Genomic DNA, 23,333 nt, shown 5'->3' with positions numbered 1-23,333 from the left:
GGCGACACACCGATGGGCACATCGCCGGAACTTTCATCCGCGCTCAGGCTTCGGACTCTGTAGGGCGCATCGGACCTCGACGGTTCGCTGCGAAGGCAAAATCTCCACAGACTCAGGAGCTTACCGATGGCAACTTCCCTCAATGGCAAACGCGTCGCTATTTTGGTTACCGATGGTTTTGAACAAGTCGAGTTGACCGGTCCCAAGGATGCCCTGGAACAGGCCGGCGTGCAGGTCGATATCCTTTCCGCCGAGGCCGGCACGGTCAAAGGCTGGAACCATGACAAACCGGCGGACGACTTCCCCGTCGCCAACACCTTCCAGGCGGTGAGCATCGATCAATACGATGCCGTGCTGCTGCCGGGCGGTGTGCAGAATTCCGACACCATCCGCATTGATCAGGATGCCCAGCATCTGGTCAAGACCGCCGCATCGGCGGGCAAGCCGATTGCCGTGATCTGTCATGGCAGCTGGCTGCTGATCTCGGCGGGGCTGGTCAATGGCAAGACCATGACCAGCTACAAGACCGTCAAGGACGATCTGGTCAATGCCGGCGTCAACTGGGTCGATCAGGAAGTGGTCAAGGACGGCAACCTGATCAGCAGTCGCCAGCCGGATGATGTGCCGGCGTTCAGCCAGGCCCTGATTGACGCACTGGCTGCGTAATCTTCGCGGTCCCGTTCGCGAGCAGGCTCGCTCCCACACTTGAAATGCATTCCCCTGTGGGAGCGAGCCTGCTCGCGAAGGCATCATCAGCGTTTCATCGCATCCTCAGCCCGGCGCAAACCGCAACACGCTATACTCCCGCTCTTTTTTCCGGAGCGACGTCATGTCCCTGCCTAGCCTGCGCCTCAAAGCCAACGCCGACCGTCGCCTGCGCAACGGCCACTTGTGGGTCTACAGCAACGAAATCGACGTGGCCGCCACGCCTCTGCACGGCTTCAAGGCCGGCGATCAGGCGGTGCTCGAAGCCGCCGGTGGCAAGCCGCTGGGCATCGTAGCGATGAGCCCGAACAACCTGATCTGCGCGCGTCTGCTCTCGCGCGACATCAAACTGGCACTGGACAAGTCGCTGCTGGTGCATCGCCTGAACGTCGCGCTGTCGTTGCGCGAGCGTCTGTTCGACAAGCCGTTCTACCGTCTGGTCTACGGCGATTCCGACCTGCTGCCGGGTCTGGTGGTCGATCGTTTCGGCGACATCCTCGTGGTGCAAATCGCCTCGGCGACCATGGAAGCGCACAAGGACGACGTGATCGCAGCGCTGACCCAAGTGCTCAAGCCAAGTGGCATTCTGTTCAAGAATGACTCCGCCGCCCGCGACGCCGAAGGTCTCAACCGCTACGTCGAAACCGTATTCGGTCTGGTACCGGAGTGGGTAGCGCTGGAAGAAAACGGCGTGAAGTTCGAGGCACCGGTCATTCAAGGTCAGAAAACCGGCTGGTTCTACGATCACCGTATGAACCGCGCGCGTCTGGCGCCCTACGCCAAAGGCAAACGCGTGCTGGACCTGTACAGCTACATCGGTGGCTGGGGCGTGCAGGCCGCGGCGTTCGGCGCCAGCGAAGTGTTCTGCGTCGACGCCTCCGCATTCGCCCTCGACGGTGTAGAGCGCAACGCTGCGCTGAACGGTTTCGCTGACAAGATGACCTGCATCGAAGGCGATGTCTTTGAAGCGCTGAAGGAACTGAAAGCCAGCGAAGAGCGTTTCGACGTGATCGTTGCCGATCCGCCAGCGTTCATCAAACGCAAGAAAGACATGAAGAATGGCGAAGGCGCCTACCGTCGTCTAAACGAGCAAGCCATGCGCCTGCTGACCAAGGACGGCATTCTGGTCAGTGCTTCGTGCTCCATGCACCTGCCGGAAGATGATCTGCAGAACATCCTGCTGACCAGCGCCCGTCACTTGGACCGCAATATCCAGATGCTCGAGCGTGGCGGCCAGGGCCCGGATCATCCGGTGCATCCGGCCATCGCCGAAACCCGCTACATCAAGAGCATCACCTGCCGTCTGCTGCCCAACAGCTGAATGCGGTTGAACACGGGGAGCCACTGAGCTCCCCGTTTTTTTGCGTCACCTTCCCGCCTTTCTTCACACTCGCCATGAGTGTCTTGTCGTCTTCCTACAATTATCTTCCAACTTTCTTGCAGGACGTTTCGCCACGCCTGTTAGTTATGGAAAATTAACCTACACGGTAGATATCCAACACTAGACCACTCCGACAGAATTACTGGAATATTCCTACTTAATAACCCCTTGCCAATATTCGATTACAAACTATTATGAAGTTGTCGCCATGAGGCGACTTCAACTACTTATGAACAAGGAGTTCACATCATGAAAACCATTTATCTGGAAACAAACAAACTCGCCAACCTGGCCTTCCTGGTTGCAGCCAAAACCCGCTAAGCAAGTCTGGACGCCGGAGAGTGCCGGCACTCCGGCGTCCTTCAGACTTCCCTTGAGTGAATTGAATAAATGTATATCAGTCCTTTTCTATTTATATTGCCGCGCCCACCCGGACAGGTTGTATGGAACTATAAGACACATACTCAACACGAGCTTGATCTTGACTACTCCACTCGCCTCGCCCAACTTATAAACAATCCGAATCTGTATGACCCGCAAAACATAATAGACATACAACTTCTGCACGCGGGCATTCTAACCATTGCAAAAATAGACAGTCCGAATTGGGGCTGGGATGAGCTATCGAAGATCTTTCACATCGGCACACAAAACATCCCTTGCGAACATGTGCCGCAAAACATTCATGAGTGGTCAAGACAATACCTGGCGCACTGCCGCGAAGTATTGGCAACCCCGGAACCCGCCAATCCCAGAACGCGGCAATCAGCAGCAGCGCTTATCGCCCTGCCTGCACCGTGTGATGTGAACACTGACAGCCTGACTCAGGCATTGCTGAAACGGAAGACCTGCCGATCCTATACCGGTGCTGCGGTGACCCTGGACGAGGTCGGCACGCTTCTGTATTTCACCCTCGGCTATCTCCCCGCGCGGGAAAACGCGCACGACGACCCCGTCGCGCCAGGCCTCGGCGAACGTCGGAGCAGTCCGTCAGGCGGCGGCCTGAACGCCTGTGAGGGCTTTCTTCTCGCACAGAATGTCTTCGGGCTCGAACCCGGCATCTATGCCTATCACCCTGCGGAGCACGCCTTGAGCCGGGTCAATCCGCTGCCCGACCCAGAGCTGGGGCAATTGCTCGGCGGCCAGCATTTCATCAATAACCTGCCGCTGGGCCTGTTCATCACCGCGCGATTCGATCGACTCTGGTGGAAGTACGAACATTCGCGCGCCTACCGCATGGCGTTCATTGATGCGGGTCATCTCTCGCAAACCTTTCAACTGGTGGCGACAACACTGGGGCTGAGTACCTGGCTGACGGGAGCGTTTGCCGACGCCCGGGTCGAAACCCTGCTCGGTCTCGAAGGCAGCGCCGAGCAGCCTTTGTTCTTCGTCGGGTGCGGAGAAAGCGATGGTCAGGCCATGTGCCAGGAAATGCGCGATCTGCTGTGCGGGGTACCGTCATGATTTCAACAGCGCTGGATGAGGGCGAAGCCCCGGTGTCATGGTCGCTTAAATTTACCCTTCCCGATTGGGAAAGCCGCGCGTCGGTTCGCAGCAGCACTCATGACTACCGGCTGCCGGCGAATGTCGAGCAGCAATTGCAAACGCGCTACTGGTTTCCCCCGGCCTTCCTGCCCTATCTGGCGCATCCCGCCATCCAGGCCAAGGGTCGCGAAACGCTGCATCGCCTGACCGCCAATCACCTTGTGTATTTCCTCGATTACACCACGCTGCTTGAACATCGCATCGTCAACCGTGCGGTGGAAGTCATCGTGCACCGGGAGCTGCCCATCTACATACCACTGCCGATGAAGCACGCGGCGCTGCAGCTATATACCGACGAGGGCTATCACGCACTGTTCTCAAACCAGATTGCCGAACAGATCGCCGCGCTCTACAACATCACCCGACGCCCTGTCATCCCCAGGCGCATCACCCGCATGAACGCCCTGATCGCGCGCGCACCGGAGAAGAACCGCGCACTGGCCTGGTTTCTTCTTGGATTCGTCTCGGAAACCATCATTGCCCGGGAGCTGCTGGAGGTGTGTCGCGACACGCTGGTTTCCAGCGTGAACGACATGCTGCGCGATCACCTCGCCGACGAGGCCCGGCACAGTCGTTATTTTGCTGAAGCCTTCCATTACTTCTGGATCGCCATGAACAGTCGGCAGCGACTGTTCGTCAGCAAGACGCTGGTGGAGATCATTTCGATTTTCTTCGAAGCCGACGAAAGCTGGCTGCAACAAAGCCTGCGTTCAGTCGGTATCGCTGACAGCGACGTGATGGAAATCGTCGGCGGCATGGCGACGGTGCCGGCCAACCGCGCCCGTGCCCGCGCTGGCTGCAAACCGACACTGGAGGCGTTGCACAAGGCCGGTTTCTTTGCACTGCCCCACAACCAGACACTGTTCGCCAAGGCAGGATTGATCGATGGATAAACACAGCCGGGTAGTTACCCGCCGCCAACAGCGCGGTGCCGTCAGCCTGTTGCTGGCAATGATCCTGCTCGGCGTGTTCCCGCTGGATGTGCTCTTGCCGTCCTTCCCGGCGCTGGCGGCACACTTTGATCGATCCCCGAGCGACATTGCACTCTCGATCAGTCTGTTCGCCGTGGGCATTGCGTTTGCCCAGCTGCTGATCGGTCCGCTGTCCGACGTGATCGGCCGCAAGGGTCTGCTGCTCGCCGGCATGACTGTGTCGCTGCTCGGCGCCCTCGGCTGTGTGCTGAGCAATGACTACACGCTGTTTCTGATTTTTCGGGTGATGCAGGCACTGGGATGCGGGTGCTTCGTGCTGTCCCAGGCTCTGGTGCAGGATCTGTTTGCAGGGAACGAGCGTGACCGCCTGCGAATCCTGATGGTCACCGCGACGGGGATCTTCATTTCGGTATCGCCGCTGGCGGGCACGTTTCTGCAAGTGACGTTCGGCTGGCGCGGCAGCTTCTGGGTGTTCATCGCCTTGGCCGCCGTGGTTCTGCTCAAGACCTGGCGACTGCTCGATAACAGCCGTCCTCCTCATGATGCCAACCGCCTGGGCTTCATCCAGTCCTACCAACGCGTCCTGGGCAATTTCGAATTTGTCAGCTGTTGGCTGATTTCCGCGTTCGCTTTCGCTTGCCACTTTTCCTTCATCGTCACTTCGCCGCTGATCTTCATGGAGCAGCTGCAAATGGCCCCCTACGATTTCGCCTTGATCCTGCTGATTTACGGCGCCTCCTATGTCTTCGGCGGCTTGCTCGCCAGCGTGTTGAACCGGCTTATCAATGCGCAACAGCAGATTTTCACCGGACAGAGTCTGATCCTGATTTCGGGTCTGGTGATGCTCTACCTGGCCGCCAACCATGAGCTGTCAGCTGCGACGGTGCTTGTTCCGATGCTGATCTGCACGGCGGGCACCACCATTTCCCGGCCACCGGCCACCTCCCGGGCCATGAGCCTGTTCACCGAAAACGCCGGCGCATCGGCGTCTGCCGGCAGCACCATCATCTTTATCTGTGGCGGGCTGGTCAGCGCCCTGATCAGCCTTGGCCCGACCAACCTGCAAGCGACGCTGGGCTACGGATTTGTGGCGCTGAGCGGCATATCCCTGCTGCTCAACAGCGTGATTGGCCGTCGCACCCTCAACCTGCGCAGTGATCCGGTAATGCCGGGTGGCGACCATTGACCGTGCCAGTCGTCACTGAGCGAGCGCCTTGGGCACGGGAACAATGCTTTGCGCCATTCCCTCAGAACGCCAGCGGTGTAGAATCGCCTCATTCATCGCCATTCATCCCCGGCGGGTTTATGAGCTCAGGCTGAGACCAGCGGCGATCCCGCAACGTCATCGGCAGCTTCCGGACACACGGCCATTTTTCGGGTGTTTCAGAGGTCAACAGAAGCTCACTCCCCTTTAGTACGTGATTAGCCGCCCGGAGTGCTCCATGCCAGATTACCGCTCGAAAACATCCACCCACGGCCGCAACATGGCCGGCGCCCGCGCACTGTGGCGCGCCACCGGGATGAAGGATGACGACTTCAAGAAGCCGATCATCGCCATCGCCAACTCGTTCACCCAGTTCGTCCCGGGCCACGTGCACCTGAAGGACCTGGGTCAACTGGTCGCCCGCGAGATCGAACGCGCCGATGGCGTGGCCAAGGAATTCAACACCATCGCCGTCGATGACGGCATCGCCATGGGCCACGATGGCATGCTGTATTCGTTGCCGAGCCGCGAGATCATCGCCGACTCCGTCGAGTACATGGTCAACGCCCACTGCGCTGACGCCATCGTGTGCATTTCCAACTGCGACAAGATCACCCCGGGCATGCTGATGGCCGCACTGCGCCTGAACATCCCGGTGATCTTCGTTTCCGGCGGTCCGATGGAAGCCGGCAAGACCAAACTCGCCTCCCACGGTCTCGACCTCGTCGACGCCATGGTGATCGCCGCCGACTCCAGCGCTTCTGACGAGAAAGTCGCCGAGTACGAGCGCAGCGCCTGCCCGACCTGCGGTTCGTGCTCCGGCATGTTCACCGCCAACTCGATGAACTGCCTGACCGAAGCACTGGGCCTGGCCTTGCCGGGCAACGGTTCCACCCTGGCCACCCACAGCGACCGCGAACAACTGTTCCTGCAGGCCGGGCGCACCATCGTCGAGCTGTGCAAGCGTTACTACGGCGAGAACGACGACTCTGTGCTGCCGCGCAACATCGCCAACTTCAAGGCGTTCGAGAACGCAATGATGCTCGACATCGCCATGGGCGGTTCGACCAACACCATCCTGCACTTGCTCGCTGCTGCCCAGGAGGCCGAGATCGATTTCGACCTGCGCGACATCGATCGTCTCTCGCGCAGCGTGCCGCAGCTGTGCAAAGTCGCGCCGAACATCCAGAAATACCACATGGAAGACGTGCACCGCGCCGGCGGCATTTTCAGCATCCTCGGTTCGCTGGCCCGTGGCGGGCTGCTGCACACCGACCTGCCGACCGTGCACAGTCGCAGCATGGAAGAAGCCATTGCCAAGTGGGACATCACCCAGACCAGCGACGAAGCCGTGCACCACTTCTTCAAGGCAGGTCCTGCGGGCATTCCGACCCAGACCGCATTCAGCCAGTCGACCCGCTGGGAAACCCTGGATGACGACCGTGAAAACGGCTGCATCCGCAGCTTCGAGCACGCCTATTCGAAAGAAGGCGGCCTCGCCGTGCTCTACGGCAACATCGCGCAGGATGGTTGCGTGGTGAAAACCGCCGGTGTCGATGAGTCGATCCACGTTTTCGAAGGCAACGCGAAGATCTTCGAAAGCCAGGACAGCGCCGTGCGTGGCATCCTCGCCGACGAAGTGAAGGAAGGCGACATCGTCATCATTCGCTACGAAGGCCCGAAAGGCGGCCCGGGCATGCAGGAAATGCTTTACCCGACCTCCTATCTGAAATCCAAAGGCCTGGGCAAAGCCTGTGCGCTGCTCACCGACGGCCGTTTCTCCGGCGGTACGTCCGGCCTGTCCATTGGTCACGCTTCGCCAGAAGCTGCGGCCGGTGGCGCGATCGGTCTGGTGCAGGATGGCGACAAAGTGCTGATCGACATTCCGAACCGCTCGATCAACCTGTTGGTCAGCGACGAAGAACTGGCGGCACGCCGCGCCGAGCAGGACAAGAAAGGCTGGAAACCGGTAGAGGTGCGTCCACGCAAAGTGACCACCGCCCTCAAGGCCTACGCCCTGCTGGCGACCAGTGCCGACAAGGGTGCTGTGCGTAACAAAGCGATGCTGGATGGGCTGTAAGCCTTAACCGTCGTACAAAAAAATGCCCCGCCAAGTGCGGGGCTGATCGTTCCCACGCTCTGCGTGGGAACGATCAAAAACAAGATCAAAAGATCGCAGCCTTCGGCAGCTCCTACATGTGATCGTGGCTTACTGAATTTCTTCAGGTTTGACGATCACCCAGTTCTTGTCCGCCGTCACCGGCAATCCTTCCTTGGCCTGCGCCGCTGCGTGTTTGGCCATCATGCCGTTGATCTGCGTCATGTACTTGTCCTTGCGGTTGATCCACAAGTGGATGCCGCCCTTGGCCACGTCGACATCATGGAACAGCATGTAACCGTCGCTGGTCGGGGTATCGCCGCCAACCAGTACCGGTTTTTTCCACTCGTCAATGTAGGTCAGGATCGCTGCGTGCTTGCCGGCCATCCAGGTTGCCGGAGTCCACAGGTACGGAGTCAGTTCGAGGCCGAGGTTGGCCTTCTCGTCATATTTGCCGGCGGTGATCTGCTTGCGCGCGGTGGTCAGCTCGCCAGTCTTCTGATCCTTGAGCAGCAGTGAAACGCCAATGACGTTCTGCGGTTTGACGTTGTAGCCGTACTTGGGATCCGCCGCGACCATGCGCACCAGTTCCTCGGAGGCGGCGGTCATCACGTAGACCTCGATGCCATTCTCCATCAGCTTGTTGTACAGCTCCTGCTGACCGGTGAAGATCTTCGGCGGATTGACATCCAGCTGCTTCACCGCATCGCCTTCGTAATACGTCGCCGGCATCGGTTTGCCCGAGGCCATCAACTCGTCGACATAGCCCTTGAGTTCCTTGAGGGTGAAGCCGGAAAACACCTGCGCCACCCACGGGTAGCAGACCATGTCGTCGACTTCACAGAGCCGGTAGTAATAACTGAACAGACTCTCCTTGTGCTCGGCGGTGTCCTTGAACGGCATCAGTTTCAGCGAGGGGTCGAGCTTGTCGCGGGTGATCAGGCCCTTGTTTTCCATGAACGGCAACAAAGACTCTTCGAGGTCGTAGCGGTAACTGGTGTTGTCCATGTCGAACACCGCGTAGTTACCCTTGTTGGCGTTGGCGGCGATCATCGCGTCGAGCACCTTGGCCTGATCTGCCGGCCAATGCTTGAGCTCCGTGGCGTAAGCCTGACCGGTCAGGCCCGCCGCCAATGCCACAGCCAACAACGTGCGTGCAATTCTCATAGCGCTACTCCCCGATCCAAAGAGTTCGACGCTAACAAATAAGTGTGACAACCCTGGCCTGTCAGCGACCGCGTACGTCCCCTGCGCGTCAGCTGCATTGCCGACAGCGACACGCGCTTATTCCAAAAACGACGGACACCCTGCCATTTCGGTATTAAATCATTGCAAATCAAGCTGTTAGGCTTGCCGGTTCGCAGCAGCCCCGGATGGCTGTTGGCACAGTCTTTTCTGGAGTCCTCATGAATCTACCGCTGATTCTCAACCTGCTGGTGTTCCTCGCCCTGCTCTTCGGTCTGGCGCAAACCCGCCACACGACCTGGAGCCTGGCGAAAAAAGTCCTGCTTGCACTGGTCCTCGGCGTGGCGTTCGGCGTCGCCCTGCACACGATCTACGGTGCCGGCAACCCGGTACTGAAAGCCTCGATCGGCTGGTTCGATCTGGTCGGCAACGGCTACGTGCAGCTGCTGCAGATGATCGTGATCCCGCTGGTGTTCGCTTCAATCCTCAGCGCCGTGGCCCGTCTGCACAACGCCTCGTCGCTGGGCAAGATCAGTTTCCTGACCATCGGCACGCTGCTGTTCACCACCGCCATCGCGGCGCTGATCGGCATCGGCCTGACCAACCTGTTCGGCCTCACCGCTGAAGGTCTGGTCGCCGGCACTCAGGAAATGGCGCGCCTGCAAACCATTCAGAACGACTACGCCGGCAAGGTTGCCGACCTGAATGTGCCGCAGTTGCTGCTGTCGTTCATCCCGCAGAACCCGTTCGCCGACCTGGCCCGGGCCAAGCCGACCTCGATCATCAGTGTGGTGATTTTTGCCGCGTTCCTCGGGGTGGCTGCGCTGCAACTGCTCAAGGACGACGTCGAGAAAGGTCAGAAAGTGATCAACGCCATCGACACCCTGCAAGCCTGGGTGATGCGTCTGGTGCGTCTGGTGATGAAGCTGACCCCGTACGGTGTGCTGGCGCTGATGACCAAAGTGGTCGCCGGTTCCAACCTGCAGGACATCATCAAACTCGGCAGTTTCGTGGTGGTCTCGTATATCGGCCTGGGTCTGATGTTCGTGGTGCACGGCGTGCTGGTTTCGGCCGCCGGGATCAACCCGTTGCGCTTCTTCCGCAAGATCTGGCCGGTGCTGACGTTCGCCTTCACCAGCCGCTCCAGCGCCGCGACCATTCCGCTGAGCATCGAAGCGCAGACCCGTCGTCTGGGCATTCCGTCGTCGGTCGCCAGTTTCGCCGCATCGTTCGGCGCAACCATCGGCCAGAACGGTTGCGCCGGCCTCTATCCGGCGATGCTGGCGGTGATGGTCGCGCCAACGGTTGGCATCAACCCGCTGGATCCGCTGTGGATCGCGACGCTGGTGGCGATTGTCACGTTGAGTTCGGCCGGTGTCGCTGGGGTTGGTGGCGGTGCGACGTTCGCCGCCCTGATCGTGCTGCCGGCGATGGGCTTGCCGGTGTCACTGGTGGCATTGCTGATTTCGGTCGAGCCGTTGATCGACATGGGTCGCACGGCGTTGAACGTGAGTGGTTCGATCACCGCTGGGGCGATTACCAGCCAAGTCATGCAGCAGACGGATAAAGCGCTGCTGGATGCGGATGAGGACGCAGAGTTGGCCCAGGCTTAAGTAGCGCCTGACAGACCGCTATCGCGAGCAGGCTCACTCCTACATTTGGAATGCGTTCCCCTGTAGGAGTGAGCCTGCTCGCGATGCTTTTTAGGCTTTCTCCCAGACTTCGAAGCTGTACGCGGGTTTATCACCCTCTGCCGGATTCGGCACATTCGACACCAGCTTCCACTCGTTCAGATCAAACTCCGGAAACCACGCATCCCCTTGCGGGCTCAGCGCCACGCGGGTCAGGTACAGACGATCGGCCTGCGCCAGCCCTTGCGCGTACAACTGCGCGCCGCCAATCAGCATCAGTTCATCAACGCCTTGGGCTTTCGCCCATTCCTCGGCGCGCGCCACGGCGGCTTCCAGCGACGGGTAGACCTCGGCGCCTTCGAGCTGCAGATCCGGCTGACGGCTGACCACGATATTCAAGCGACCAGGCAACGGCCGACCGAGCGAATCCCAGGTCTTGCGGCCCATGATGATCGGCTTGCCGAGCGTGGTCGCCTTGAAGTATTTGAAGTCCCCCGGCAGGTGCCAGGGCATGCTGTTGTCGACGCCGATCACGCGGTTTTCACCGAGGGCTGCGATCAGGCTGAGGGGGAGTGATTTAGTCATGGCGGCGAGGATACCAGAGCCGCGCTTACCCCGATAAGCGCCACAGCGGTTATGCTCAGCGCTCGATTTAGCGACGGGACGCCGCGTGACTGAACTGACTCCACTGCAAAACCTCTGGCTCACCGAAACCATCCGCCTGCGCGAAGAACACGCGGGGCCGCTGGATGATCTGGAAGCCAATCGTCTGGCCCGCGCCGCTGGCGGCGACCTGCCGAGCCGCATTCAGCGCCGGGCGTTATGGCTGGCCGAGCGTGACGGACTGACTGCCGCCCTCAAGCATTGGCTGCAAGGCGCGCGCCTGGCGCTAGTGCTGTTGATGATTTTCGCCGTGCTCAGCGGCGCCGGTCTGGCTTTCGCCGCGCTCGGGCAGACGCCAGTGAATGTGTTCTGGGCGCTGGGCAGTCTGCTCGGGATCAATCTGCTTCTGCTGTTGAGCTGGGCGCTGGGGTTGATCTTCGCTGGCGAACACGGCGCCAGCCTTGGGCACTTGTGGCTGTGGCTGAGTGAAAAATTCGCTCGCGACGCCAAAGCCGCGCAACTGGCGCCGGCCTTGCTGTTGCTGCTGCAACGCAAAAAACTCAATCGCTGGGCGCTGGGCGCTTTGGTCAATGGCTTGTGGCTGCTGGCGATGCTCAGCGCGCTGATTTTGCTGCTGACGCTGATGGCCACCCGGCGTTACGGCTTTGTCTGGGAAACCACGATCCTCGGCGCCGACACCTTTATCCACGTGACCCAAGCCCTCGGCTATCTGCCGTCGCTGCTGGGCTTCAACGTGCCCACGCAGGAGATGATTCGCGCCAGCGGCGATGGCGCCCTCGATCTTGAAAGCGCCCGGCAGGCCTGGGCCACCTGGCTGGTCGGCGTGCTGGTGGTCTACGGCGTGCTGCCACGCCTGCTGCTCGCGCTGTTCTGTTTTTGGCGCTGGAACAGCGGCAAAGCCGCGCTGCGCCTGGACCTGAACCTGCCCGGCTACGCGCAACTGCGCGAACGGTTGATGCCAACCAGCGAACGTCTCGGCGTCAACGACCCGGAGCCGGCGCAACTGCACCGCGTCGAAAGCAACGTCGGCGAGCTCGTCAGTGAAGGCGCGCTGCTGGTAGCGATCGAGTTGGACGAACAGCGCCCATGGCCACCGGCGCTGCCGACAAACGTCAGCAATGCCGGCGTCCTCGACAGTCGCGAATCGCGGCACAAACTGCTCGAGCAACTCAGTCGCTTCCCACCGGCGCGGCTGGCGATCGCCTGCGATCCGCGACGCTCGCCGGATCGCGGCAGCCTCGCGCTGATCGCCGAACTGGCACGCAATGCCGGCGCCACCCGCATCTGGCTGCTGCAAGCGCCGCCCGGCGAAGCGCTGGACGGGCAACGTCTGGGCGACTGGCACGCTGCGCTGCAACAGCTGGAACTGCCGTTCGCCGATTGCGCGCCGATGAACTGGCTGGAGAGCGGACATGACTGATGCACGCAAAGCCCCGTTGAAACTCGCGGTGGTCGGCCACACCAACGTCGGCAAGACCTCGCTGCTGCGCACACTGACCCGCGATGTCGGCTTCGGCGAAGTCTCGCACCGGCCGAGCACCACCCGGCACGTCGAAGGCGCGCGCTTGTCGGTGGACGGCGAGCCGTTGCTCGATCTGTACGATACGCCAGGGCTGGAAGATGCCATCGCCCTGCTGGATTTTCTCGAACGTCTGGAACGTCCCGGCGAACGCCTCGACGGCCCGGCGCGGCTGGCGCGGTTTCTCGACGGCAGCGAGGCGCGCCAGCGTTTTGAACAGGAAGCCAAGGTGCTGCGGCAATTGCTCGCCTCGGACGCCGGTCTGTATGTGATCGATGCCCGCGAACCGGTGCTGGCGAAATATCGCGACGAGCTGGAAGTGCTCGCCAGTTGCGGCAAACCGCTGCTGCCGGTGCTGAATTTCGTCAGCAGCGCCAACCATCGCGAGCCTGATTGGCGCGAAGCACTGGCGCGGCTGGGACTGCATGCGCTGGTACGGTTCGACAGCGTCGCACCGCCCGAGGATGGTGAACGCCGACTGTATGAAAGCCTCGCCCTGCTGCTGGAAAATGCGCGACCACAATTGGAGCGGTTGATCGCCGATCAACAGGCCCATCGCCGAGCCCGTCAACACAGTGCCGCGCGCTTGATTGCCGAATTGCTGATCGATTGCGCGGCGTGCCGGCGCAGTGTGGTCAGCGAGCCTGAACAGGAACAGCAGGCGGTCAGCGAATTGCGCAAAGCCGTGCGCCAGCGCGAACAAAAGTGTGTCGAGGCGCTGCTCAAGCTCTACGCGTTTCGCCCGCAGGATGCGGCGGCCAGTGACTTGCCGTTGCTCGACGGGCGCTGGGGTGATGACCTGTTCAACCCGGAAACCCTGAAGCAGCTTGGCGTGCGCGTCGGCGGCGGCATTGCTGCCGGTGCGGCGGCCGGGGCTGGCGTGGATTTGTTGGTCGGCGGCATTACCCTCGGCGCAGCAGCACTGGCCGGGGCGATTGCCGGTGGCGCACTGCAAACCGCGCGCAGTTACGGCAGTCGTTTGCTCGGCAGGCTCAAAGGCCAGCGGGAATTGACGGTGGATGACGCCGTGCTGCGCTTGTTGGCGTTGCGTCAGCGGCAGTTGGTGTTGGCGCTGGACCAGCGCGGACATGCGGCGATGGACAGCATTCAGGTGGCCACGCCTGTGGATAAGACCTGGCGCGAGGGCAAGCTGCCCGAAGCCTTGAGCAAGGCCCGTGCGCATCCGCAGTGGTCATCGTTGAATCCCCATGCGAAGTTGAATCAGGGGGAAAGGCAGGAGCAGGTTGAGGCGTTGGTTGATCGGGTGCTTGAGCTTTAGATCGCTACCCCCTCACCCCAGCCCTCTCCCGGAGGGAGAGGGGGCCGACTGTGTTGCTCTTGGGTCATACACCGACCTGAGATATCCAGTCGAACTCAGGTTTGAAAAGCATGGAGATCAGCTCCCTCTCCCTCCGGGAGAGGGTTGGGGTGAGGGCTGCAATCATTCAGCCGACAACAAAACCTCAGCCTTGCGCCTTAGCACACTCAGATCCATCACCGGCACCGCCCTCTCCTTCGCCAACTCATCCCAGCGCCGTATGCGCAGACTCAGCGCACACAACGGATCAGCCGCAAACGCATCTGCCTCAGCCTCGCTCATCACCCCGCCCTGATATTCAAGCGTCCTGCGACTCGCCTCACTCAACTGCGCGTAATACCCCGGCTCACGCAACGTCAGATAACGCTTGGCCTGCACGTGATACTCCACCAGCCGCGCCAGCCGCTCGCTGAAACCCGCCTCACGCAGATAATCCGCACCGAGCCGTTCATGGCTGACCACGCCATAACCGCCCATGTTGTCCGCGCCTTCGGCACATAGATGGCCGATGTCATGGAAAAACGCCGCGAACACCACTTCATCATCACAGCCCTCGGCCATCGCCAACTCGGCGGCCTGGGACATGTGCTCGAGCTGCGACACCGGCTCGCCGATGTAATCGCTGGCACCGAAGCGTTCATACAGGCCAAACACCCGCGCCACCACCTGCTGGTGATTCATGCCTCCTCCAGCAACTGCGCAATGTTGCGCTCGGCCAGCGCCGGGCCGACGCTCATGCCGACGCCGGTGTGCATCAGCGCCACGCTCAAACCCGGCGCCGGGCGCAGGAACGAGAACGGGCCGGGGCCGCGAGCGCCATAGACGCCCTGCCAGCGTTCGACCACTTGCACCCGGCAGCCCAGGGTCTGCTCGGCGAGTTCCAGCATCCAGTCGTCAATCTGCTCGGCACTGAACGGTGAAGCGTCGCTGCCGTAGTGATGTGAGTCGCCAATGATCAGTTCGCCATAGGGTGTCGGGCTGATCAGCAGGTGAATGCCGTTGGCGTGCAGGTGCGGTTGTTCACGGAGGATCTGTGCCTGCACCGCCGCGGCTTCCGGCAAATCGGCGAAGGCGCCGTAGTGCACGCAGCTCAGACCAGTGAGCACGGCGTGTTGCAGATTGAAATCGAACTGCGGTTTGGCCCGGAGCATTTGCAAGCGGCAGACTTGCGGCTCAAGCGCGGCAATCGGCTCGGCGAGCAGGGTCTGATAATCATGGCCGGAGCAGACGATGATCTGCTTCGCGGGAAAACTGCCGGCGGTGCTGTGCAGATGTCCCGGCTCGACATCGCGCACCAGGGGGGAAAAGTGAAACTCGACGCCGAGGTCGCGGCGCAGGTAGTCGATCAGTGCCGGGATGGCTTCGCGCGAGTACAGCTGTTGATCGTCAATGCCGTGCAGTGCGGCGCGGTGATGGCTGAACTGGCCGCCATACAGATCACGCAACGCCGCGCCGCGCAGCAGTTCGACGTTGTAGCCGTGCTCGATCGCGCGCCCGGCGGAGAACGCTTCGAGCAGGTGTTCTTCGGCTTCGCTGCGGGCGAACAGATAGGAGCCGTTGCGCTTGATCTGCAGTCCGGCGAGTTGCGCCCAGTCACCCCAGATTTCGCGGCTGGCCTTGGCCAGTGCGAGCATGGTGCCGGGTGGCTGACCGGTGACCAGTGCCTGGCCGAAATTGCGCACCGAAGCGCCGAGGGGCGTAGCGGTGCGTTCGAATACCGCGACCTTGAGACCGCGTTTGGCAGCGGCGTAGGCGTGGGACAGGCCGAGGATGCCGGCGCCGACGATGAGCAGGTCTTTGGGTTGTGTCATAGAGTCAATCCCGCTTTTGTGGCGAGGGAGCTTGCTCCCGCTCGGCTTCGCTGCAGTCGCAACTTCCGCAGATGTGGAGTGCCTGACACTACTCATTTGCAGAATTTGGCACCGCTTCGCGCTCCAGCGGGAGCAAGCTCCCTCGCCACAGGATGTGTGGGTCAGTTATTTCGCGACAACCTTCTCGGACTTGCCGTCATACCGCTTGCGCCATTCAGCCAGGATCTCGTCGCGATTCTTCGAGGCCCAGGCAAAGTCGTTCTTGATCAGGCGCTGCTCATAATCGGCTGGCAATTCGGTCTGCGGCTTGGCAAGCCCCGGCTGTGCAAGAACAGCGAAGTTCTCTTTGTACAAGTCCATCGCCTCGGCGCTGGCGGAGAAGTCGGCGAGTTTCTTCGCCGCTTCTTCATGCGGGGTGCCTTTGATCACCGCTGTCGCCTCGATCTCCCAGCCCAGGCCCTCCTTGGGCAGGATGATGTCCAGCGGCGCGCCCTGGCGTTTCAGCTGCACGGCAGGGTATTCAAAGGAAATCCCGATCGGAAACTCCCCCGCCGCTGCCAGTTTGCAAGGCTTGGAACCGGAGTGGACGTACTGGCCGATGTTCTGGTGCAAGCCATCCATGTAGGCCCAGCCCTGCTTTTCGCCGAAGGTTTGCAGCCAGGCGCTGACGTCGAGGAAACCGGTGCCGGACGACGCCGGATTGGGCATGACGATCTTGCCCTTGTACTCAGGCTTGGTCAGGTCCTGCCAACTCACGGGTTTGCTCAGCCCTTGCTTTTCGGCTTCGACGGTGTTGAAGCAAATGGTCGCCGCCCACACGTCCATGCCGACCCAGGCCGGCGGGTTGGCGGCGTCGCGGTAGTTCGCGCCGATCTTGCCGAGATCCTTCGGCGCGTAGCTTTGCAGCATGCCCTGCTGATCGAGGATCGCCCGACTCGAAGCCGCCAGGCCCCACACCGCATCCGCCTGCGGCCGGGGTTTTTCGGCGAGCAGTTTGGCGGTGATGATCCCGGTGGAATCGCGCACCCATTTGATCTCGACGTCCGGGTTAGCCTTTTCGAAGGCTTCCTTGTAGGACTTCAACTGTTCGGCTTCGAGGGCGGTGTACACCGTCAACTCGGTTTTCGCCGCGAAGGCATTCAGGCTGAAAGTCGCGAGCACAGCAGCGGCCAGGGCCATAGGCTTGAACATGAGCGTTTTCCTGTAGGTGAGTTGAATCAGTGACCGGGGGCGGTTTGCCGCCAGGCCTGGGAACGGCGCAACAGGCCGCGCGAAGCCCACGCCAGCAGCAAGGACACGCCCGCCGAGGTGAACAGAATCAGGGTCGACATCGCCGCCGCGCCGCCGACATTGCCGGCGTCGTCCATGTTCAGCACTGCGACCGCCGCGAGGATGGTGTCAGGGCTGTAGAGGAAGATCGCAGCGGAAACCGTGGTCATCGCCGAGACGAACAGGTAGCGCACGATGTCCAGCAGCGCCGGCAGGCAGATCGGCACGGTCACGCGCAGGTAATGCCGGTACAGCGGCGCCTTGAGCGACAGCGCCGCCGCTTCGAACTCGGCGTCGAGCTGGCGCAGCGCGGTGGTCGCGGTCATTTGTGCGGTGGTCAGATAGTGCGCAATGGTGCAGACGATCAGCAGCGTCATCGTCCCGTAGAGCACGTGCAGCGGATTGCCGCTGAGGTTGAAGAAAAAGACATAACCCAGGCCAAGCACCAGCCCAGGCACGGCCATCGGCACGAAACTGAGCAGGCGCAAGGTCAGGTTGAGGCCGCGCTGGGTGCGGGTTTTCTCCATCAGATAAGCGCCGGTGAAGATCAGCACGCTGCCGATCAGCGCCGTGCCCAACGCCATCGTCAAGCTGTTGCTGTAGGCGAGCCAGCCACCGCCGGCGGTCTCGTTGAACTGATAGTGGTTGAGCGACAGCGACAGGTTGTATGGCCAGAACTTCACCAGCGACGAAAACACCGCCATGCCGAACACCAGCAGCAGCGCGGCGCTGATCAGCAAAACGATTACCAGATAGCAGCCGTCGCGCAGCTTGGACGGCAGCGGTTTAAACACCTGCGCCCGTCCGCTCATCGAGTCGCCTTGGCGGCGACGCAGCCAGGCATCGACGCCGAAACTGAACAGCGCCGGCAGCAACAGCACCATGCCGATCAACGCGCCGCGACCAAATTGCTGCTGACCGACCACGGCTTTGTAGGCCTCCAGCGCCAGCACTTGATAGTCGCCACCGACCACCACCGGCACACCGAAATCGGTGATGGTCAGGGTGAACACCAGACAGAACGCTGCAAACACCGCCTGCCGGGTCGCCGGCCAGGTGATGCTGCGAAACGCCTTGGCCGGACTGGCGCCCATGCTCGATGCGGCATCGAACAGACGCGCATCGGCCAGCGACAATGCCGAGAGCAGAATCATCAGCGCATGGGGGAAGGTATAAATCACCTCACCCAGCACAATCCCCCAGAATCCATAAATATTGTCCGAGAGCAGCCCACGCAGCATGCCCTGGTTGCCGAACAGATAGACCAGCGCAATCCCCGGCAGCATCGACGGCGCCATCAGCGGCAGCAGGGAAATCCCGCGCCAGATGCCCTTCGCCGGAATCAGCGTGCGTTGCAGCGCATAGGCAAACAGGTAGGCCAGCGGTACGACAATGGCGGCGACGCTGAGGGAAACTTTCAGGCTGTTGCCGAGCAGCCAGTGGAAATTGGCGCTGGTCACCAACTCCTTAGCCGCGAGCCAGCCACCGCCCTGCCCGGCGTCATTGCTGAAACCGCGCCAGAAGATCGCCAGCAAGGGCAGCAGCACTGCGAGGCCGAGCAACACGAGCAGGAGGATTTTCCCGCCGACCACGAACAGGCGATCACCGATCTCGGCTTTCGAGGACTGTCGCACCTGCTTGTGCGGTAGCGGCAGCGCGAGGTTGCTGTTCATTAGGCAAACACCTGCAGGCTGCGCGGCGGCAAGGCGACCATGATTTGCTGGGCGCCGAGGCGCGGCATGGCTTCCGGCGCGAGTTCGGCGAGCAGTGGGTGGCCCGGAAGCTGATCAAGTTCAAAGCTCATCCGGCAGCGATTGCCGAGGAAAGTGATCTCGCGAACCTTGGCCGGGAACAGGTTTTCTTCATGCACCAGCGGATTGACATTGATCGCCTCCGGGCGGCAGAACAGCCGACCCGAGGCGCTGTGCACGCTGCCATCGGCCAAGCGCAGATTCATCCCCCCGACCTTGGCGTGGCTTGCGCTGCTGCGCTGGAACGGCAACCAGTTGCCCTGGCCGACAAACTCGGCCACGAACGGCGTGGCCGGGCGGTCGTAGATTTCCTGCGGGGTGGCGTACTGCTCGACGCGACCGTTGTTCATCACCGCGATGCGGTCGGCCATCAACATCGCTTCGTCCTGATTGTGCGTGACCATCAGGGTGGTAATGCCGAGGTTGCGTTGCAACTGGCGCAGCTCGGTGCACAGGTGCTCGCGAACCCGAGCGTCGAGGGCCGACATTGGTTCATCGAGCAATAATAGCGACGGGGCCGGCGCCAGGGCACGGGCGAGCGCCACGCGTTGTTGTTGGCCGCCGGACAATTGGCCGGGGTACTTTTTCTCACTGCCGGTGAGGCCGACCAGTTCCAGCATCTGACCGACGCGACGGCGCACTTCATCGCGCCCGCTGCCGGCGAGGCCGTAGGCAATGTTCGCCTCGACGGTCAGATTGGGGAACAGCGCGTAGGACTGGAACAGAATGCCGTAGTCGCGAGCTTGCGGGGCGAGGTGCGAGACGTCGCGCTCACCCAGATACAGCTCGCCGCTGTCCTGCTTCTCCAGCCCAGCGATGCAGCGCAGCAGCGTGGTCTTGCCACAGCCCGACGGGCCGAGCAGACACACCAGTTCACCGGCGGCGACGTCGAGCGAGACGTTATCCAGCGCGGTGAAAGCGCCGAAGCGTTTCTGCACGCCGCGCACTTTCATCGGCGCACCGGGGTGGGTCAGGGCAGTTGCGATGGCAGGATTCATGGACAGACCTCATCAAGCAGATGGGGTCAATCCTAGAGTTGTAATGCGTCCGTCATGTGGCAGCGAGGCCAAAATGGCTGATAGTGGTATTCGGGGATTTTGGTTGGAAGTCAAAAGATCGCAGCCTTCGGCAGCTCCTACATTGGAATGCGTCCACCTGTAGGAGCTGCCGAAGGCTGCGATCTTTTGATCTTCAGGCCGGGGACATTTCCTGTGCGAGTCCCAAAAAAGCCGCCGGCAACCGCGCGCCCTTCCTTTCCTTGAGGCAATACAGATATTCCGGAATCTGCGGTGCATTCTCGATGGTCAGCACGCGCAGCTGCGGATCATGCGGCACTTCCTGACGCGCAATGATGCTGATGCCGATGTTGCGCAGCACCGCTTCACGAATCGACTCGCGGCTGCCGATCTCCAGCAGCGGCCCGAAGCTGACCCCGGCGCTGGCGAGCAATTCTTCGGTCAAGCGCCGCGTGGTCGAGCCCGACTCACGCATCAACAGCGTATGCCCGGCCAGTGCACTCAACGTCACATGCTCTTGCGCCGCCAATGGATGATTGCGATGCACCGCCAGCACCAACGGATCGGTGCCGAGCACCCGGCGAATCAATCGCGCATCGTCGAGCAACTGTGACGACGCCGCGACATCCACGCGGTAATCCTCCAGCGCTTCGAGCACTTGCTGCGAGTTGCCGATTTCCACCGACACTTCCACCTGTGGCAAACGCTCGCGGAAGGTTTTCACCAGATCGAGGATGTAATACGGCGCGGTAGCGGCAATGCGCAACGTGCCCTGCACCTGGCCGCTGTTACGCAAAAAGAACTCGATGTCGGCCTCTTGCTGCAACAGGGTTTTGACCATTGGCAGCAAGCGCGCGCCTTCGTCGCTGACGCTGAGGCGTCGACCGCCGCGATAAAACAGCTCCACCGAATACTGACTTTCCAGGTTACGGATCTGCGTGGTCACGGTCGGTTGACTGAGGCCGAGTTTTTTCGCCGCCAGCGTGATACTGCCCAGGCGGGCGACCATGTAGAACGCTTTCAGCTCGGCACTCAGCACAACCATTCCTCATGGTTATTTACGCAACAGGCGCAACCCGTTGAACACCACCAGCAGGCTCACGCCCATATCGGCGAACACTGCCATCCACATGGTGGCAAGCCCGGCGAAGGTTACCGCAAGAAAGATCGCCTTGATCACCAGGGCCAGCGCGATGTTCTGTTTCAGGATGCTCGCGGTATTGCGAGACAGGTTGATGAACGCGGGGATCTTGCGCAGATCGTCGTCCATCAGGGCGACATCGGCGGTTTCGATCGCGGTGTCGGTGCCTGCGGCAGCCATGGCGAAACCGATCTCGGCGCGGGCCAGTGCCGGCGCGTCATTGATGCCGTCGCCGACCATGCCGACGCGATGGCCCTGCTTGTACAGGTCTTCGATGGCCTGCAGTTTGTCGGTCGGCAGCAAGTCGCCGCGCGCCTCGTCGATACCGACCTGAGCGGCAATCGCTTGCGCGGTGTGGACGTTGTCGCCAGTGAGCATCAGGGTTTTCACACCGAGTTCATGCAACTGACGAATCGCTTCGCGGCTGCTTTCCTTGACCGTGTCGGCCACGGCAAACAACGCCAGCGGGCCAGAACTGTCGAGCAGCAGCACCACGGATTTGCCCTGTTTCTCCAGCGCGAAGAGTTTTTCCTCCAATTGCGGCGAGCACAGACCCAGTTCCTCGACCAGACGATGGTTGCCCAGGTGATAGGTCTGGCCATTGATATCGCCTTTGACGCCACGCCCACCCAGCGCTTCGAAGTTATCCACAGCGGGCGCCGCGGAATCTTTACCCACAGCAGCGTTGGCAATGGCCAGCGATACCGGGTGATCGGAGCGTCCGGCCAACGCTGCGGCGATGGCGGGTGCAGTTTGCTCGGCGGTTGCCTCCAGGCACAAGTAATCGGTCTGCACCGGTTTGCCATGGGTGATCGTGCCGGTCTTGTCCAGCGCCAGATAATCGAGCTTGAAGCCGCCCTCCAGATACACGCCGCCCTTGACCAGAATGCCTTTGCGCGCCGCCGCTGCGAGGCCGCTGACGATGGTCACCGGAGTGGAAATCACCAGTGCACACGGGCAGGCCACCACCAGCAGCACCAGCGCGCGGTAGATCCAGTCGAACCACGCCGCACCCATGAACAGCGGCGGAATCACCGCCACGGCTAAAGCGAAGACGAACACCGCCGGGGTGTAGATTTTCGAGAATTGATCAACGAAACGCTGGGTCGGCGCCCGTGCGCCTTGCGCCTGTTCGACAGCGTGGATGATCCGTGCGAGTGTCGAGTTGTTCGCCGCAGCGGTCACCGTATATTCCAGCGAACCGGCCTGATTGATGGTGCCAGCGAAGACTTTGTCACCGACGGTTTTCTCCACGGGCAGGCTTTCCCCGGTGATCGGCGCCTGGTCGATGGTCGAGCTGCCGCTGACCACCGCGCCGTCCAGGGCGATACGCTCGCCGGGTTTCACCCGCACGCGGGCGCCGAGTTCAACGCTTTTCACCTCTTGTTCGCGCCAATTGCCGTCGGCCTGCAATACCGTGGCTTGCTCAGGGGTCATCTGCATCAAGCCGCTGATCGCGTTGCGCGCGCGGTCCAGCGAGCGTGCTTCAATCAGCTCGGCGACGGTGAAGAGGAACATCACCATCGCCGCTTCCGGCCACTGGCCGATGAGGATGGCACCGGTTACGGCGATGCTCATCAGCGCATTGATGTTGAGGTTGAGGTTCTTCAGGGCGATCCAGCCCTTTTTGTAAGTGCCGAGGCCACCACTGAGAATCGACACCAGCGCAACGATCGCCACCACCCAATCGGGTGCGGCGCTGGTGAAGTGAATGACTTCGGCGCCCAGTGCGGTAAGGCCGGACAGCGCCAGCGGCCACCAGTGCTTTTTCACGGGTGCCGGGGCCTGTGCGTCGACGCCCGCGTCCAGCGGCTCGGCGTGCATGCCGAGGGATTTAATCGCGTCAGTGATGGGCTCGGTGCCCGGCAGATTGTGGGTCACGCCAAGAACGCGGTTGATCAGGTTGAATTGCAGCTGCTGCACCCCAGCCAGTTTGCCCAGCTTGTTTTGAATCAGCGTCTGCTCGGTCGGGCAATCCATCGCCTCGATGCGGAAACTGCTCAGGCGCGCATCGGCGCTGGTCATTTCGCTCAGTTGCACCAACGCAGGCGCTGCGGCTTTCGACCCGCAGCAGGATTCGCCACCGTGGTCATGTTTGTGCACGGGCTGCAATTTATGACCGTGATCGTGGCCGTCGCCGGGCTTGTGGGTGTGCAGGGAATCGCTCATTGGTCGCGTCCATGAAGGTGCCTGTTGCCAAGTA

18 protein-coding genes are annotated in these 23,333 nt (G+C 61.4%); 9 read left to right on the top strand and 9 right to left on the bottom strand.

All coding sequences use genetic code 11. The features are described 5' to 3' along the window. Window positions 1-126: 126 nt before the first annotated feature. The 6 genes from AEQ63_RS22020 to ilvD all read left to right on the top strand — a co-directional run bounded on the left by AEQ63_RS22020 (window position 127) and on the right by ilvD (window position 7,847). Window positions 127-666 (top strand): type 1 glutamine amidotransferase domain-containing protein, encoded by a 540-nt coding sequence (locus tag AEQ63_RS22020; RefSeq protein WP_064364734.1) that lies wholly within the window; start codon window positions 127-129, stop codon window positions 664-666. 163 nt (window positions 667-829) lie between these two features. Beyond that, entirely contained in the window at window positions 830-2,026 is a 1,197-nt protein-coding gene (locus AEQ63_RS22015; RefSeq protein WP_016772700.1) for a class I SAM-dependent rRNA methyltransferase, read from the top strand. A 450-nt stretch (window positions 2,027-2,476) separates the two neighbouring features. After that, entirely contained in the window at window positions 2,477-3,550 is a 1,074-nt protein-coding gene (locus AEQ63_RS22010; protein ID WP_064364733.1) for a SagB family peptide dehydrogenase, read from the top strand. After that, window positions 3,547-4,524: a diiron oxygenase gene (locus tag AEQ63_RS22005; protein WP_042606539.1), complete on the top strand. Its 978-nt coding sequence runs from the start codon at window positions 3,547-3,549 to the stop codon at window positions 4,522-4,524. The genes AEQ63_RS22010 and AEQ63_RS22005 overlap by 4 nt, the downstream gene beginning before the upstream one ends. Beyond that, complete coding sequence (locus tag AEQ63_RS22000) at window positions 4,517-5,749, top strand: multidrug effflux MFS transporter (RefSeq protein ID WP_064364732.1); 1,233 nt, start codon at window positions 4,517-4,519, stop codon at window positions 5,747-5,749. The genes AEQ63_RS22005 and AEQ63_RS22000 overlap by 8 nt, the downstream gene beginning before the upstream one ends. A gap of 256 nt (window positions 5,750-6,005) precedes the next feature. After that, window positions 6,006-7,847, top strand: a complete 1,842-nt coding sequence (gene ilvD / locus AEQ63_RS21995) for a dihydroxy-acid dehydratase (protein WP_064364731.1) — start codon at window positions 6,006-6,008, stop codon at window positions 7,845-7,847. Between the two features lie 129 nt (window positions 7,848-7,976). On the opposite strand, the gene AEQ63_RS21990 is transcribed toward ilvD, so the two are convergent. After that, a complete protein-coding gene (locus tag AEQ63_RS21990) occupies window positions 7,977-9,032 on the bottom strand; it encodes a phosphorylcholine phosphatase (protein ID WP_064364730.1) in 1,056 nt (351 codons plus the stop codon). 239 nt (window positions 9,033-9,271) lie between these two features. Here AEQ63_RS21990 and AEQ63_RS21985 point away from each other — a divergent pair, with 239 nt between their 5' ends. Continuing rightward, window positions 9,272-10,663 carry an L-cystine transporter gene (locus tag AEQ63_RS21985; RefSeq protein WP_064364729.1) on the top strand — a complete coding sequence of 464 codons (1,392 nt, stop codon included), beginning with the start codon at window positions 9,272-9,274 and terminating at the stop codon, window positions 10,661-10,663. 90 nt (window positions 10,664-10,753) lie between these two features. Here the strand turns inward: AEQ63_RS21985 and AEQ63_RS21980 are convergent, their stop codons facing one another. Continuing rightward, window positions 10,754-11,266, bottom strand: coding sequence for a dihydrofolate reductase (locus tag AEQ63_RS21980; RefSeq protein ID WP_064364728.1), 513 nt, complete (start codon window positions 11,264-11,266; stop codon window positions 10,754-10,756). An 85-nt stretch (window positions 11,267-11,351) separates the two neighbouring features. Here AEQ63_RS21980 and AEQ63_RS21975 point away from each other — a divergent pair, with 85 nt between their 5' ends. After that, a complete protein-coding gene (locus tag AEQ63_RS21975) occupies window positions 11,352-12,725 on the top strand; it encodes a DUF2868 domain-containing protein (RefSeq protein WP_064364727.1) in 1,374 nt (457 codons plus the stop codon). Continuing rightward, window positions 12,718-14,103: a GTPase/DUF3482 domain-containing protein gene (locus AEQ63_RS21970; RefSeq protein ID WP_064364726.1), complete on the top strand. Its 1,386-nt coding sequence runs from the start codon at window positions 12,718-12,720 to the stop codon at window positions 14,101-14,103. The genes AEQ63_RS21975 and AEQ63_RS21970 overlap by 8 nt, the downstream gene beginning before the upstream one ends. A 162-nt stretch (window positions 14,104-14,265) precedes the next feature. On the opposite strand, the gene AEQ63_RS21965 is transcribed toward AEQ63_RS21970, so the two are convergent. From AEQ63_RS21965 to AEQ63_RS21935, 7 genes are all read right to left on the bottom strand, one after another. Next, window positions 14,266-14,823 (bottom strand): phosphonate degradation HD-domain oxygenase, encoded by a 558-nt coding sequence (locus AEQ63_RS21965; RefSeq protein WP_064364725.1) that lies wholly within the window; start codon window positions 14,821-14,823, stop codon window positions 14,266-14,268. Continuing rightward, window positions 14,820-15,953, bottom strand: coding sequence for a TIGR03364 family FAD-dependent oxidoreductase (locus tag AEQ63_RS21960; protein ID WP_064364724.1), 1,134 nt, complete (start codon window positions 15,951-15,953; stop codon window positions 14,820-14,822). The genes AEQ63_RS21965 and AEQ63_RS21960 overlap by 4 nt, the downstream gene beginning before the upstream one ends. A gap of 165 nt (window positions 15,954-16,118) precedes the next feature. Then, window positions 16,119-17,144, bottom strand: a complete 1,026-nt coding sequence (locus AEQ63_RS21955; protein ID WP_064364723.1) for a putative 2-aminoethylphosphonate ABC transporter substrate-binding protein — start codon at window positions 17,142-17,144, stop codon at window positions 16,119-16,121. 26 nt (window positions 17,145-17,170) lie between these two features. Then, entirely contained in the window at window positions 17,171-18,895 is a 1,725-nt protein-coding gene (locus tag AEQ63_RS21950) for a putative 2-aminoethylphosphonate ABC transporter permease subunit (protein ID WP_064364722.1), read from the bottom strand. Beyond that, window positions 18,895-19,971 carry a putative 2-aminoethylphosphonate ABC transporter ATP-binding protein gene (locus AEQ63_RS21945; RefSeq protein ID WP_064364721.1) on the bottom strand — a complete coding sequence of 359 codons (1,077 nt, stop codon included), beginning with the start codon at window positions 19,969-19,971 and terminating at the stop codon, window positions 18,895-18,897. The genes AEQ63_RS21950 and AEQ63_RS21945 overlap by 1 nt, the downstream gene beginning before the upstream one ends. Before the next feature lie 193 nt (window positions 19,972-20,164). After that, on the bottom strand, window positions 20,165-21,028 hold the full coding sequence (locus AEQ63_RS21940) for a LysR family transcriptional regulator (protein ID WP_064364770.1): 864 nt from the start codon (window positions 21,026-21,028) through the stop codon (window positions 20,165-20,167). 15 nt (window positions 21,029-21,043) lie between these two features. After that, on the bottom strand, window positions 21,044-23,299 hold the full coding sequence (locus AEQ63_RS21935) for a heavy metal translocating P-type ATPase (protein WP_064364720.1): 2,256 nt from the start codon (window positions 23,297-23,299) through the stop codon (window positions 21,044-21,046). Window positions 23,300-23,333 lie beyond the last annotated feature (34 nt).

The organism is Pseudomonas sp. RIT-PI-o, from assembly GCF_001297215.1.
Classification (GTDB): domain Bacteria; phylum Pseudomonadota; class Gammaproteobacteria; order Pseudomonadales; family Pseudomonadaceae; genus Aquipseudomonas; species Aquipseudomonas moraviensis_A.
The sequence above is the reverse complement of the archived record's forward strand: the minus strand, read 5'-3'. Positions and strand labels throughout refer to the sequence as shown.